Below are 15,353 nucleotides of genomic sequence, written 5' to 3'. Positions count from 1 at the left end.
TTATTTAAAATAATTAAGAAGATGATCGGAACTCAAAATTGTAAATTTTAAAAATTATAGGGGATAAACATATGGCTGAATCTAAAGCCTTGCTAAGTATTGACGGCAAAGAAGTTGCTGAACTGCCTGTTCTTAAAGGCACTGCAGGTACCGATGTAATAGATATTAGAACCTTAGGTAGTCACGGTTATTTCACTTATGACCCTGGCTTTTTAGCTACGGCATCTTGTGAGTCATCAATCACATTTATTGATGGTGGCAAAGGTATTTTGCAGCATCGCGGATATCCTATTGATAACCTTGCTAAAGAAGCTGATTATCTAGAAGTTTGCTATATCCTTCTTAATGGCGAAGCGCCAAACAAAGAACAATATGAAGAGTTTAAAGTAATCATTACTAACCATACAATGGTTCATGAAAAAATAGCTCATTTCTTCCATGGTTTCTTACCTGACGCTCACCCAATGGCTATGCTTTGTGGTGTAGTTGGTGCTCTATCTTCTTTCTATCACAGTGATTTAGACATTAATGATGCAGAACAACGTCATCGTAGTGCTCACCGTTTAATTGCTAAAATGCCTACCATTGCGGCAATGGCTTATAAGTATAGCGTAGGACAACCTTTTGTTTATCCACGTAACGATTTAACTTATGCTGAAAACTTCTTACACATGATGTTTTCTGTGCCTGCTGAAGAATATAAAGTAAACCCTATCATTGCTAAAGCAATGGACAGAATTTTTACTTTACATGCAGACCATGAGCAAAACGCTTCAACGTCTACAGTACGTTTAGCTGGCTCTTCTGGTGCTAACCCTTATGCATGTATTGCAGCGGGTATTGCTTCTTTATGGGGCCCTGCACATGGTGGCGCTAACGAAGCATGTTTAACTATGCTTGAAGAAATTGGTGATATTTCTCGCGTTGATGAATATGTATTAAAAGCTAAAGATAAAGACGATTCATTCCGTTTAATGGGCTTTGGACATCGTGTTTACAAAAACTTCGACCCACGCGCTACAGTAATGCGTGAAACGTGTCATGAAGTACTAGCTGAATTAGGCATCAATGATCCATTGTTAGACGTTGCTATGGCACTTGAAAAAGTGGCATTAGAAGACGAATACTTTGTTCAAAGAAAACTTTACCCTAACGTAGATTTCTACTCAGGTATTATTCTTAAAGCAATCGGCATCCCTACAAGCATGTTTACTGTTATATTTGCTATGTCTAGAACTGTTGGTTGGATTGCTCACTGGGATGAGATGTTATCTCAACCAGGTCAAAAAATTGGTCGTCCTCGTCAAAAATACACCGGTGAAATTGATCGTAAATTTACACCTTTATCTAAATAAAAGTATTATTGATGGCTAATATATAGCCAAAATAGAAGATGTAAAATACGAAAAAAGGTAGCATTTGCTACCTTTTTTTATTGTTAATAATTAAAAAATACCTTTTTATTACGATAACAACCCAGTCAAAAAAGTCTATTTTTTAAACAAAATTAAAACAAAAAAGGAGTAAATACTCTACTCTAGTCATTCACAGTAACAATACTAATTATTCATACAACTTATGAAGAAAGTAGAGTTTTTAGTCTAAAAAGTATTGTTTCAATATAAATTTCTCTTATATTTTTGCCTTAAATTTATCACTTCACTATAAATCATTAACAAAATACCGCTCAAAAATTTCTTTCATTACGCTTTACTAACCAAATTAGTTTTAACGATAAAGCTTAAGACGTTATAATAATGCCAATTTCGTATCACTTTTTAAGAACAAAATGTCTGATTACTCTCTAAGGTTTGGTGGTATTGCCCGCCTTTATGGTTTACAAGGCGCACAAGTTATCAAAGCATCACACTTTTGCGTTATCGGCATCGGTGGCGTTGGATCTTGGGTAGCCGAAGCACTAGCAAGAAACGGTGTTGGTAATATAACGTTAATTGACCTTGATGATATATGTATTACTAATATCAACCGTCAGATACACGCCTTAAGCGACACCATTGGTGAAAGTAAGGTTGAAGTAATGGCTGAACGTATTAAACAAATTAATCCAGATTGCCAAATTAATGTTATTGAAGACTTTATTACTACTGAGAACTTATCTGAATTACTAAGCAAAGGTTATGATTATGTCATCGATGCTATTGATTCGGTCGATATAAAAACCCGGCTCATTGCTTTTTGTAAACGTAATAAATTACCAATAATTACTATTGGTGGTGCAGGTGGACAAGTTGATCCTAGCAAAATAGCAATTACAGACTTAAGTAAAACGTATCAAGATCCTTTACTGGCCAAAGTGAAAAACCAATTACGCCGAGAGTTTAACTTTCCTCGTTCAGATATTAAAAAGGCCAGTAAAAGAAAGTTTTCTATTGATGCCGTATTCTCCACAGAGCAATTACGCTATCCAACAGAAATTGGAGACGTTTGCTTAGCAAAACCGGATGTTAGTGAGGGAAATAATAGTTCTATGCGACTAGATTGCAGTGGCGGCTTTGGTGCAACCACACATGTTACCGCGACTTTTGCCTTTTTTGCCGTGAGTAAAGCAATAGAAAAGCTATTACAAAAATCGGCTTAAAATCTCAGAAAATTAAAGTTCAGTAATTCATGTATATAGCGCCTTAACTTATCCTTAACAGTTAGCAATAACCCATTATCGCTAACTGTTAATACAACGCATTACAAGCTTTTGTTAAACGATGCAACGGCATCGACCACTTCTCTTGCACCTACTTGAATTTCATTCATGACATTACCGGCATTATTTGACAGTTCTAATGCTTTTTCTGCTTCATTCATACTGGTTTCAATGATTGCCACTGCATTTTCAGTTAACTGCTTATTTTTAGCGACAACACTAATAATTTCTTCGGTTGCGGTGCTTGTGCGCGAAGCCAATAACCTTACTTCATCTGCAACAACAGCAAAGCCACGACCTTGTTCACCTGCCCTAGCAGCTTCAATTGCGGCATTAAGCGCAAGTAAATTAGTTTGATCAGCAATGCCACGAATATTATCTACAAGCTGAGATACTTTCTGTGATTGCTCATCTAATTCAAATATCCCTTTACTGGCTTCACTCATCTGTTGTGAAAGTTGACCCATAGTCTCAATTGTAGAGTTAATAACATTGATAGCATTTAATGTGTCTTCATCTGTTTTACGAGAAACGTCATAGGCAATTTCAGACGTTTTAGCTATCGCTATTTCCCTATTTATTTGCTCTGTGATCACAGTTGCAAACTTGACCACTTTATATAAGTCACCACTATCGTCATGAATAGGATTATAAGATGCTTCAAGCCAAACAACATCTCCATTACTATCAAGGCGCTTAAATCTATCTGAAACAAACTCGCCTCGTTTTAGTCGTTCCCAAAAGACTTTATATTCTTGAGACTTAACAAGCTCTGGCTCACAAAAAATACTGTGATGTTTACCTAGAATTTGATTCTGTTTATATTTAGTACCTTTAAGAAAATTCTCATTTGCGTATAAAATAATACCATCTAGATTAAACTCAATAACAGCCGAAGAACGCGTTAATGCGGCAAGCATATCTTTTTGTGATCGGTATTCTGTAATGGTTTGAGTAAGCTCAGCAGAGTACACGGCAAGCTTTTTTGAGCAAGTTTTAGGTTGGATAATTGTTCGATACCAAATGCTATTATTAGATTTCGACATTAGATGCATTGCACCATGCCAATGAACACCTTTTCTAATAGACTCAAGCATTTTTTTACAAATATCACTGTCTTGTATCTTAGGAGACAGAAACATTTCAATAGGCTTATTAAGGATTTCATGCTCTGCATAGCCACATGATTTTAAGAAAATGTCGTTAACTTCGGTAATGTTTCCTTGAAAGTCTAAGGAAAAAAACGCCATTTCACATTGAAGATCATCTTGAATATCATGAAAGCAATTTAACTCGTGTTCTAACTCTTCTATTCGTGCTAATAGCTTACTTTTACCAAATAACATATATTTTACCCTAATAATGATTATTTTTAATTACATACTCTACACCCTGAGTCGTATTTAATGTAAAGCCACATTAAACATATTATCCATTAAAAGAATAAGTGTAGAAGATAGGTTTATGCTTTACCACACAATTTATAAATTTAAAGCCTTTACACTTGAGGTAATTTAGGAAAAATAGTGGTTTGTTATACCGAAATATAAACAGAGGAATAAAAGAGAGGTGTATTAACGACGTTATTTTCTTATGATTTAACATAGAGTAAACAACGTCATTAATATGTTATGACTTAGCTGTTATGGGTTAGCTATTATTACTTGTACTTGCTAATTGGTTGTTACTACGGCTTAATTTCCCAAAGATTATCTTGTGCAACAAGATCATATAAAACTTCCGCTTTACTAATTAATACTTGAGCAAATTTTTCTTGTTCTTTTTCGCCAGTTTGCAATAACCCTTCGGCTTGCATTTGCCATTTTAATGAAAAATGGCGTGCTGCATCTCTAGCACTACCAGCAACATTGACAGCATTGTAATCACTTGGCAAATCACCACAAATAACCCAATAATAATTACCGTCAAGTGCTTTTAGTTTCCACACCGACATAAAATTCATAAAATAACGACTCTCTTCGGCTGAAACACTATTCGTTACCAGCCCTTGACTCGCTAAATACTTAGTTGCTATTTGATATTGGTCTCTAATCCATTGCTGCTGTTGTTCAACCGTCATTTTTTGTTCTTGTGCCATGATAACCTCTTAATATTTTTAATAATAACGCTAATAAAAGTGAATAAATATCACCTAATCAATCAACTGGTATTGCTCACGTAATATACTGACGATCTCAGCTTTTGGGTTATCACTTAATACAATTTTTTCACCGGTAATTTTTTCTGCTATATCAATATAGGTTTTAGAAACATCCATCAATACTGATAACGGCAACTCATTATCACGTGCCAACGCTTCACGCTCAGGCATACGCTCTTTATTTAATAATATATCGGCATCAGGAAAATGTTGCAGTAATAGTTGGCGAAAACCTTCTTTTGAATTTTCAACAACGTTGCCAGCCTGATACTGCTCACCATCCCAAATACGAGATGAATCAGGTGTACCAACTTCATCCATATAAATTAACTTATCATTACCTGCTTTGTCTTTTACATAGCCAAACTCGAATTTTGTATCAACAAAAATTTGATCTATTTTGTTTAACGCCGTAGAAATAACATTAAAACCTTCCGTAAGCAGTTTTTCATATAAGCTAATATCGTCTTTAGATTTGAAATTAAATGCTGCAAAGTTGTCTTCAATATTCTTACGAGTGATATTAACATCATCGGCTTCTGGCACACCTGGTATTCCTTTTAGAATACCCTTAGTTGAAGGTGTTTGTAATAACTCAGGTAACTTACTATCTTTCGTTAAACCTTCAGGTAATTCAATACCACAAAAATCGCGTTCACCTTTTACATAACTTCGCCACATAGAGCCGGTAATATATTGACGGCAAATGGCTTCAATCATCACAGGCTTAGCTTTTTGTACTATCCACACAAATGGATGAGGAATATCAAGAATATGGCTATCTGCAAGGCCTTGCTCTTTAAACAGCTTAAACCAATGATTTGAAATAGCATTAAGAGCTGCACCTTTACCAGGTACACCTTTCATACCACCCTCACCTTGCCAAATGCAATCAAAAGCAGAAATTCGATCACTAATAACCATAATAGCTAATGGTGTATCGCTAGGCACATTATAGTTCTTTTCTTCAATTAAGCGCTTACTGTCACTTTCAGTTAACCAATAAACAGAGCGAACCTTACCGCTATGAACGGGGGCATCGGTACGAATAGGTAAATCATTATTTATCGCTAAAACTTTATCAGCTAAATTCATGGAGGTAGACCTTAACATTAAGACTTAAAAATAATTGTAATGAATAATATCTTTAGTATTTATTAGGAGCAAATAAAATAGTATTTATTACCTTAATCTTTGTTTATTAATATCATTTAGTGTTACATAACAGCTTTTATGCCGTTGAATTATACAATTGCGATTTAATCTAATTGAATTAATTTAAAGTAGTTTTTACACGTTAGTTCAATTTCAAAAATAAATGTACGAGGATTATACTTACTTATTAAGTATATTTAATGTAGAAATCAGCTTATACCAGTTTCATTAATTAAGTGAACAATTTTATGCGTAGAAAAAATTGCCAAATACAAGGCATTTATTTCAATAACTAGTTGTTCTAATTATTAAATAAATAACGATGTCGTTGGTGATTTTAGCAAGTAGGAATGATCACATAGTTAGTGAGATTGGTATTAATACCAGTTTCATTAATTACTTAAAAAAGAAAAGGACGCCAATAGGCGTCCTTATCTAGTAAAGCTAATTCAATTCTTATGCAGCTAAAGAAGCTTTCGCTTTTTCAACTAAGAATGTGAATGCTGCTTTATCGTATACTGCGATGTCAGCTAGGATCTTACGGTCAATTTCAATCGAAGCTATTTTCAAGCCATTGATGAATTTGCTGTAAGATAAACCATTTTGACGAGCTGCTGCGTTAATACGAGCGATCCAAAGCTGACGGAATTGACGTTTACGTTGACGACGATCGCGGTAAGCGTATTGACCTGCTTTAGTTACTGCTTGATAAGCAACACGATAAACACGACTACGTGCTCCGTAATAACCTTTAGCTTGCTTTAGAACTTTTTTGTGACGTGCACGAGCTTGTACACCACGTTTTACTCTAGCCATTTTCTATATCTCCTAATTAACCGTGACGTAAAAGTTTTTTAACTGACTTAATGTCAGATGCAGCAATCATGTGCTTAGCACGAAGATGACGCTTAACTTTAGTACGACGCTTAGTCAAGATATGACGAAGGCCAGCTTGTTTGAACTTGTAGCCAGAAGCTGTTTTTTTAAAGCGCTTTGCAGCACCTTTATTGGTTTTCATTTTAGGCATGTGAATAACTCTCAAATGTATACCTTAACCATAAATGGTAGGTATATGCCAAATATTAAGTAGCGAGGGCGAAATTGTTATCAGCAAAAATGATAATAAACAATTTACTTGCAAGCCTGTACTACCAGCGTAAAGATAAAATTGGTGAATTAAGTTCTCAGTATTATTTAAAAGAATGAAAACTTAATTACTTGTCAAACCAAAGATTATCTATTTTTAGGGGCTAGAACCATCACCATTTGACGTCCTTCTGCTCTACGCGGAAAGAATTCTAGAACCGTTAAATCTGCTAAATCGTTTTTAACGCGAGTTAGTAGCTCTAAACCAAGCTCTTGGTGGGCCATTTCACGGCCACGGAAACGTAATGTTACCTTGACCTTGTCGCCGCCTTCTAAAAAGCGTTTCAGGTTACGTAATTTCACCTGATAATCGCCTTCATCTGTACCAGGACGGAATTTAATTTCCTTAACCTGTATTTGTTTCTGCTTTTTACGTTGCTCTTTCTGTTCTTTAGATTTTTCATAAAGAAACTTGCCGTAATCCATAACACGGAGTACCGGAGGCTTCGCCGTTGGGCTTATTTCAACAAGATCAACACCTGCTTCGTCAGCTTGGTTCATAGCTTCATCTAATGTAACTATGCCACCTGCTTCGCCGTCAAACTTAATTAAACGAACTTCGTTATCAGGAATACCTGTGATTAACTCATTTAAACGATGTGCTGGCTCTTTTTGCCCGCCTCGTTGTCCACCTTTAATAGCCATGTTCCTCCAAAGAACTTTGTTCCAAGTAATCGACGTTGTTAAAATTTAGCGATTACTCAGATTAAAAAATATTTTTATGTTTGTTTTATACTCTATTATAAGTAATTTTAACGCTAAGTACGAGAACTAACTTCTTCACTTAGTTTCGAAATAAAGCTATCAACAGACATTTTACCTAAATCTTCACCACTTCGAGTTCGTACTGCAATTTCGCCAGATTCCATTTCTTGATCACCAACTACTAACAAATATGGAACTCTCTTTAAAGTGTGCTCGCGGATCTTAAAGCCTATCTTCTCATTTCTCAAGTCTAACTTTGCTCTAAATCCATTTTCTTTTAGTTTTTTCACTACTTTTTGACAATATTCGCTCTGTTTGTCCGTAATATTCATTAATGTCACTTGAATTGGCGATAACCACGTTGGGAATTTCCCAGTGAACTCTTCAATTAAAATACCAATAAAACGTTCAAGTGAACCTAAAATTGCACGATGAATCATCACCGGAATGTAACGTTCGTTATCTTCACCAACATAAGTTGCGCCTAAACGCTCTGGTAAAGCAAAATCTAATTGCACTGTGCCACATTGCCAAGCACGACCTAAACAATCCATTAAGGTAAATTCAATTTTAGGACCGTAAAAAGCACCTTCACCAGGTAAATATTCAAACTTAATATTACTGTCAGTTAATGCTTGCGCTAAACCAGCTTCCGCTTTATCCCAAACTTCATCACTACCAATACGATTTTCTGGACGAGTAGACAATTTAACAACAATATCTTCAAAGCCAAATGATCCGTAAACGTCATATACCATTTCGATACATTTTTTCACTTCATCTTGAACTTGTGATTCCATACAGAAAATATGTGCATCATCTTGCGTAAAACCACGAACACGCATTAAGCCGTGTAAAGATCCTGACGGTTCGTTACGGTGACAACAGCCAAACTCAGCAATACGTAAAGGTAAATCACGGTATGATTTTAAACCTTGGTTAAATATTTGCACATGACCTGGGCAGTTCATTGGTTTTATTGCGTATTCACGCTTTTCAGATTCAGTAGTAAACATGCCATCAGCATATTTATCCCAGTGACCTGACTTTTCCCAAAGACTTCTGTCCATCATCATTGGCGCTTTAACTTCGTCGTAATCATACTCATGAAGTTTTTCACGCACAAATTTTTCTAATTCGGTATAAATTGTCCAACCGTCGTTATGCCAAAACACCATGCCTGGCGCTTCTTCTTGCCAGTGGAATAAATCGAGTGTTTTACCAATTTTACGGTGATCACGCTTTTCAGCTTCAGCTAAACGCACGATATACGCTTTAAGTTGTTTTTTATCAGCCCATGCAGTGCCGTAAATACGTTGCAACATTTTGTTGTCTGAATTACCGCGCCAGTATGCACCCGCAACTTTCATTAATTTAAAATGATGACAATGACGCATACTTGGTACATGAGGACCACGACACATATCAATATATTCTTGATGATGATATAGCGCAGGTGTGTCTGTTTTCTCGATATTTTGATCAAGAATTTCTAATTTATAAGTTTCACCACGTTCAGTAAAGGCATCGTAAGCATCTTGCCAAGAACCGGTTTTTTTCACAACTTCATAACCAGTGCGGGCTAATTCAGTCATGCGTTTTTCTAATTTCACTAAATCATCTTCAGTGATTGATTCTTCTAAATCAACATCATAATAAAAACCATTATCAATGGTTGGGCCTATAGCCATTTTCACATTAGGGTATAATTGCTTAATAGCATGTCCTAATAAATGCGCACATGAATGACGAATGATCTCAAGCCCTTCGCTATCTTTACTGGTAATAAGTTGTAAAGCGGCATCTTGGGTGATTAATTCACAGGCATCAACAAGATTTCCATCGATACGACCAGCAATTGTTGCTTTCGCTAAACCTGGGCCAATATCAAGTGCTACATCCATTACAGATACTGCATTGTCAAATGAACGTTGTGAACCATCTGGGAGAGTAATTACAGGCATTAAATTTCCTTGTCAGTGGCGACACACACTAAGTGCCGCTTGATGTTTATTATGTTTAAAGTAAATGAAAAATCGATAAATATTGAAGATTATTCTAACGCATTGAACTCACTATAAAAGCGCAAAGAATAATTCGAGGTCAGCAATATAGGGCAATTTAGCTTAATTTGCAATTTTTTTAGCAACTATTACGACGATTCAAGCATTGATAACGCCATTGCTTCAGCTATTTTAATACCATCAATGCCTGCTGATAAAATTCCCCCAGCATAACCTGCACCTTCACCTGCTGGGTATAAACCTTTAGCATTTAAACTTTGCAATGTTGTTCTATCACGCGTTATTTGAATAGGTGATGACGTACGTGTTTCAACAGCAGTTAACGTAGCATCTTTCATTGAAAAGCCTTTAATCTTACGTTCAAAAGCAGGCAACGCTTCTCTAATGGCAGTAACAGCATAATCAGGTAATGCTTCACTTAAATCACAATAAACCACACCGGGTTTATAAGAAGGTATAACACTACCGTGCTCGCCGGTTTTATTTCCAGCTAAAAAATCACCAACAAGCTGCACAGGTGCATCATAATTTTCACCGCCCATCTTAAAGGCTTGCTCTTCTAATCGACGTTGAAACTCAATACCTGCTAATACCGAGTTATCTTTAGAAGCAAATTTACCCGAGGTATAATCTTTTGGCTCTATACCGACCACAATAGCACTGTTTGCATTACGTTCATGGCGAGAATATTGGCTCATACCATTAGTAACTAATCGGCCCTCTTCTGATGCTGCTGCTACTACCGTACCACCTGGACACATACAGAAACTATAAACACTGCGACCATTACTCGCATGATGCACAAGTTTATAATCGGCTGCGCCTAAAATTTCATTACCGGCATTTTTACCAAAACGTGCTTCATCAATAACAGATTGTTCATGCTCGATACGAAATCCAACTGAAAAAGGCTTAGCTTTAATATAAATACCTTCATCAAACAGCATTTTAAAGGTATCTCTGGCGCTATGGCCTATCGCTAAAGCAATGTGGCTTGTTACAATATGCTCACCACTGGCTAACGTTAACCCTGTTACTTGTTTAGCCGTACAGTCGCTTAATTCCTCTTCATCAAAAATAACACTATCATCATTTTCAAAATGAATTTGTTCAACTTTTTCACCAAAGCGCACTTCGCCGCCTAATTCAAAAATTTTAGCACGCATTTTTTCAACCATAGTCACTAGTTTAAACGTACCAATGTGAGGCTTGCTTACATATAAAATTTCTTCTGGTGCGCCCGCATCAACAAACTCATGCAAAACTTTACGGCTATAATGTTTAGGATCTTTTACTTGGCTATAGAGTTTTCCATCAGAAAACGTACCTGCCCCACCCTCACCAAACTGTACATTTGACTCTGTATTTAATATTTTTTTACGCCAAAAACCAAAGGTGTCTTTAGTGCGCTCTCTTACTTCTTTACCACGCTCTAGAATAATCGGTTTAAAACCCATTTGTGCCAAAACTAAACCAACAAATAAACCACAAGGTCCCATGCCAATAACCACAGGACGCTGCGTTAGTTTTTCTGGTGCTTGTGCGACAAACTTATAAGCCATGTCAGGTGTTAATTTCACATGTGAATCTTTAGCAAAAACAGCAAGTAATGCCTCATCCTTAGTTGTAGTAACATCTAAGGTATAAATTAAGAAAATATTACTTTTTTTACGAGCGTCGTAACCACGTTTAAATACGGTAAAATTAACTAATTCAGCGTTAGTTATGGCAAGTTTGTCAAGTATTGCCTGCTCAATAGCATCAGCTGGATGATCTAAAGGTAATTTAATATCGGTTAAACGCAACATGGTCTGAGATCCAAAAATAAGGGCTGTATATAAATATGGCGGCATTTTACCTGATAGTAAGACGCATACCAATTAAAACAAGAGATTGAATTTAAAATAAAGCAAGGTATGATCCACACAAAATTGATTAAAGAGTAAATAAATTATGGCTTTTGTTGTTACCGATAATTGTATTCGTTGTAAATACACAGATTGTGTTGCGGTATGTCCGGCAGACGCTTTTTTTGAAGGTCCAAACTTTCTTGTTATTAACCCAGACGATTGTATTGACTGTGATTTATGCCCAGTTGAATGCCCTGCAGGTGCTATTTATCAAGAAGATGAAGTCCCCGAAGATCAACAAGAATTTATTAAACTAAATGCTGAGCTTTCACAAATTTGGCCTAGAATTACCGACGTTAAACCTGCTCCTGAAGATGCAAAGGAATGGGATGGTGTTGAGAATAAATTAAAATTTTTAAAAATTGAAGATTAATAAATATTTATATATTCAAGATATCCACGTAAAGGCCGATATAAAATAACTGAGGCAATCTCACTGATAAAAATTACAAAGACCTTATCAGCTCATCAATGTTATAAAATAGGACGTCGTTATGGATAACATGACTGTTAATATAAAAACACCAAATCATCAATCGAATCAAATAAACAAGTTTTCTACAATAAAAGATGATGAAGCATTAGATACTAACCCCCTTGCTTCTACTCAAATTAGCAAAACGGATGAAGTCACTATTTCCCAAGAAGCAAAAGACAAACAATTAGAGGAAGTAAACTCTGCCGCACTTCAAAAAATATTAAAAACAGAAGAAGGTGAAGAAAAAGAAGATCCGTTAGACCAAATGATAGAAGAATTAGAAGAGCAAATAGTAGAATTAACACAAGAAATAGCCCAACTTAATACCAATGATGAAAGCTCACAAGAAAAAGCCAAAATATTAAATGCTGAATTAGCCGGACTACAGGCACAGTTAGTAGAATTGGTAAGCCAGAAACTTGGCGCATAAAAAATAATTGTTAATGATAACTGACTATTATTGTGTCTATTTAAGTAATTGTTCACTAATAATATAGCTAACAGTAAACATTTTTTGAATAGTTAGCTGTAATGGTTGCCTGTGTTTAGCTTCTTCAATATGATGGCCTACCTTTAGTCCTTTTATTTTATAGCCTACAGTCAAAATTTAATGAACCTAACTCCCTTTTACACAAATGTTAAAAGTTTAGCTAAACTTTCTTACCCTATTCTCATCGCACAGCTTATTCAAAATTTAATGGGATTCATTGATATTGTAATGGCTGGTCGAGTTAGCGCTATCGATATGGCAGCAGTCGCTGTAGCAAATAGTATTTGGTTACCATTAATATTAACCATTTATGGTTTAGTTATGGCGCTTGCAGTCATTGTTTCCCAGCTTGCAGGAGCAAAAGACTATTTAGCCATTAGTGAGCAAACTTATCAAACCGCTTGGATTGCACTCGCATTAGGCCTATCACTTATTGGGTTGTATTATCTACTGGCCCCCATGATCGCGCCAGCCATTGAATTAGAAGGTAACTTAAAGCCATTATTGTTTGATTATTTACGATACATTGTTTGGGGCGCGCCTGGTTATTGCCTTTATTTAGTATTAAGAAATTACGCCGAAGGACTTTCTTATACCAAACCAACCATGGTAATTAGTATTATTGGCTTGTTGGTAAACATTCCGGCTAATTATATCTTTATTTACGGAGAATTTGGTGCGCCTGCTTTAGGTGGTGCTGGCTGTGGTGTTGCCACAGCAATTGTATACTGGGCAATGTTTCTTGGTATGTTCTTATATGCCTTTTATTCAAAAACATTAAAAAAATCATCGCTTTTCGATAAATGGTTTTGGCCAAGCTGGTCTAAAATTAAAAATATTTTAAGCTTAGGCACACCTATCGCTTTATCCTTATTATTTGAAGTTAGCTTATTTGCCGTTGTTGCTATTATTTTAGTTCCTTTTGGTGCTGAAACCGTTGCAAGTCATCAAATAGCGCTTAACTTTAGTGGCTTAATTTTTATGGTGCCATTAAGTTTAGCTATGGCGACTACGATAAAAGTTGGTAACGCATTAGGTGATAAAAATCATCAACAAGCTAAAGCGTATACCACACACGCAATTATTCTAGGCTTACTACTTGCTGTTTTTACCGCAATAATCACCTTAGTATTTAGAGTACCTATTGTTGGCATTTATACTGATGAACTTCCTGTTATAGAGCTTGCAGCAAACATTATGCTTTTAGCAACCCTGTATCAATTTTCAGACACAGTACAAGTGGTTTCTGCCGGTGCATTACGTGGCTATAAAGATACCAAATCTATTTTATATATCACGTTTGTTTCTTATTGGTTAATTGGCTTACCTGTAGGGATAGTATTAGGCATTACAGATTGGGTTACTGACAAAATGGGTCCTTATGGTTTTTGGATAGGTTTTATCGTCGGTTTATCTACTGCAGCCATCTTACTTGCATGGCGTTTAAAGGTAGTTCAAGGCCGTCTTGCGTTAAAAACAATCAATTAAACTTTATTTCAGCGAATTTAAGCAAAAGCGCTTGCAAGGACATAAGTTGACGGCTAACATAGCGCCCGTTGATTAATTCAATCAAGCATTTTGCTCGCTTAGCTCAGTTGGTTAGAGTACTTGCATGACATGCAAGGTGTCACTGGTTCGAGTCCAGTAGCGAGCACCATATTCAGGTTCATTAAGAACCCAAGAAACCCGTAATATTATAGAGATATAATGTTACGGGTTTTTATTGCCTGTAATTTCTAGTTAGTTAAGCAATAGCTTGTTACCACCCTACAATAATAATTATATTTGCACTGCATTCAATGGTAGATCAATGATGACCTATTAGAACAATTGATTGTACATATGAATCAGTTATAGGGACTACGTTTGATACTAAATATTTATGTATGAATAATTCAGCATTGTTTTTAAACATATAACTAACAACACTGAATTATATTTTATCCTAAGATAAGGGTTATCTCTACACAAGATAACTGTCACTTCATACTGTAGAATAATACATTATCTAACAACAAGCATAGATGTGTAACAGAGTGAATTAATTTAATACATAACTCACTCTGCTGATATTACTTACAAGCACTAGGCGTACGACAAGCACAAGTAGATGGAACATGACAAGCATGCCCTCCACAACGGGAAGCTTGCTGAGCTTCACTTCCAAATAATGCCTTTGTAGGGTATTTACCAAAATGCATTTCGTAAAGTTCTATTGTTTTATCAAACGATACTTGTAAAGCGTTTTGATCATCTTTCCCATAAATACCAAAATAGGGATAATGATGAACAAAGTAACCAAATACTTTATTGCAATCATCTTCATAGGACTTGGTATCTAATATATGTTCATGCCAAAATTTATCAACTAATTTACTCGGCACTAGAGATACTTTGGGATAGAGCAATTTTAAAGACAGAAACTTTTGATATTCCAGCTCAGCTAAATCACACAGTTTGTCAGTCCACGTTGCTTCCGCAGACTTTGTTAATTTCCATTTAAGTTTATCAAAGTTAATTGACTTTACTAACGGATGAATTGATATATCAACCGTCTGTAAACTTTGATGGTTAAAATGTTTGGTATTAGCTGTATGCTCTAAAATTTGTGAAGGTAAGTTCATC

General features: G+C 35.7%; 13 protein-coding genes, 1 tRNA gene and 2 pseudogenes. 6 read left to right on the top strand and 10 right to left on the bottom strand.

The features are described from left to right. Positions 1-71 precede the first annotated feature (71 nt). The gene (locus KO509_RS13905) at positions 72-1,355 is read left to right on the top strand and encodes a citrate synthase (protein ID WP_215973850.1); all 1,284 of its coding nucleotides are present in this window, start codon (positions 72-74) and stop codon (positions 1,353-1,355) included. A gap of 434 nt (positions 1,356-1,789) precedes the next feature. Then, on the top strand, positions 1,790-2,599 hold the full coding sequence (gene tcdA / locus KO509_RS13900; RefSeq protein WP_215973849.1) for a tRNA cyclic N6-threonylcarbamoyladenosine(37) synthase TcdA: 810 nt from the start codon (positions 1,790-1,792) through the stop codon (positions 2,597-2,599). Between the two features lie 101 nt (positions 2,600-2,700). Here the strand turns inward: tcdA and KO509_RS18325 are convergent. The 9 genes and pseudogenes from KO509_RS18325 to KO509_RS13860 all read right to left on the bottom strand — a co-directional run. Continuing rightward, positions 2,701-3,138: pseudogene (locus KO509_RS18325) on the bottom strand (methyl-accepting chemotaxis protein); the annotation flags it as partial. Positions 3,139-3,240: 102 nt separating this feature from the next. Then, positions 3,241-3,909 (bottom strand): annotated as a pseudogene (locus KO509_RS18320) (PAS domain-containing protein); the annotation flags it as partial. A gap of 437 nt (positions 3,910-4,346) precedes the next feature. Next, on the bottom strand, positions 4,347-4,757 hold the full coding sequence (locus tag KO509_RS13890; protein WP_252727581.1) for a DUF4826 family protein: 411 nt from the start codon (positions 4,755-4,757) through the stop codon (positions 4,347-4,349). A gap of 54 nt (positions 4,758-4,811) precedes the next feature. Continuing rightward, positions 4,812-5,915, bottom strand: coding sequence for a phosphoribosylaminoimidazolesuccinocarboxamide synthase (locus tag KO509_RS13885; RefSeq protein ID WP_215973847.1), 1,104 nt, complete (start codon positions 5,913-5,915; stop codon positions 4,812-4,814). A 516-nt stretch (positions 5,916-6,431) separates the two neighbouring features. Next, entirely contained in the window at positions 6,432-6,791 is a 360-nt protein-coding gene (rplT, locus tag KO509_RS13880) for a 50S ribosomal protein L20 (RefSeq protein ID WP_159820908.1), read from the bottom strand. 16 nt (positions 6,792-6,807) lie between these two features. Further along, on the bottom strand, positions 6,808-7,002 hold the full coding sequence (rpmI, locus tag KO509_RS13875) for a 50S ribosomal protein L35 (protein WP_159820909.1): 195 nt from the start codon (positions 7,000-7,002) through the stop codon (positions 6,808-6,810). Positions 7,003-7,208: 206 nt separating this feature from the next. Further along, positions 7,209-7,766 (bottom strand): translation initiation factor IF-3, encoded by a 558-nt coding sequence (infC, locus tag KO509_RS13870; protein WP_215973846.1) that lies wholly within the window; start codon positions 7,764-7,766, stop codon positions 7,209-7,211. Positions 7,767-7,879: 113 nt separating this feature from the next. Beyond that, positions 7,880-9,790 carry a threonine--tRNA ligase gene (gene thrS, locus KO509_RS13865; protein ID WP_215973845.1) on the bottom strand — a complete coding sequence of 637 codons (1,911 nt, stop codon included), beginning with the start codon at positions 9,788-9,790 and terminating at the stop codon, positions 7,880-7,882. Positions 9,791-9,978: 188 nt separating this feature from the next. Next, complete coding sequence (locus KO509_RS13860) at positions 9,979-11,658, bottom strand: NAD(P)/FAD-dependent oxidoreductase (protein WP_215973844.1); 1,680 nt, start codon at positions 11,656-11,658, stop codon at positions 9,979-9,981. A gap of 145 nt (positions 11,659-11,803) precedes the next feature. Between KO509_RS13860 and fdxA the strand changes: the two genes are divergently transcribed. From fdxA to KO509_RS13840, 4 genes are all read left to right on the top strand, one after another. Next, positions 11,804-12,133, top strand: a complete 330-nt coding sequence (fdxA, locus tag KO509_RS13855; protein WP_215973843.1) for a ferredoxin FdxA — start codon at positions 11,804-11,806, stop codon at positions 12,131-12,133. A gap of 121 nt (positions 12,134-12,254) precedes the next feature. Continuing rightward, on the top strand, positions 12,255-12,668 hold the full coding sequence (locus KO509_RS13850) for a V-type ATPase subunit a family protein (RefSeq protein WP_215973842.1): 414 nt from the start codon (positions 12,255-12,257) through the stop codon (positions 12,666-12,668). 180 nt (positions 12,669-12,848) lie between these two features. Further along, positions 12,849-14,216, top strand: a complete 1,368-nt coding sequence (locus KO509_RS13845; RefSeq protein WP_215973841.1) for an MATE family efflux transporter — start codon at positions 12,849-12,851, stop codon at positions 14,214-14,216. Positions 14,217-14,308: 92 nt separating this feature from the next. Continuing rightward, positions 14,309-14,385: transfer RNA gene (locus KO509_RS13840), tRNA-Val, on the top strand. 415 nt (positions 14,386-14,800) lie between these two features. Here the strand turns inward: KO509_RS13840 and KO509_RS13835 are convergent. Next, entirely contained in the window at positions 14,801-15,352 is a 552-nt protein-coding gene (locus KO509_RS13835) for a hypothetical protein (protein WP_252727579.1), read from the bottom strand. Between the last annotated feature and the right edge of the window lies 1 nt (position 15,353).

The sequence above is a fragment of the Colwellia sp. C2M11 genome, from assembly GCF_018860915.1.
Taxonomy (GTDB): Bacteria; Pseudomonadota; Gammaproteobacteria; order Enterobacterales; family Alteromonadaceae; genus Colwellia.
Note: the sequence above shows the minus strand (reverse complement) of the source record. Positions and strands in the feature narration are given on the sequence as shown.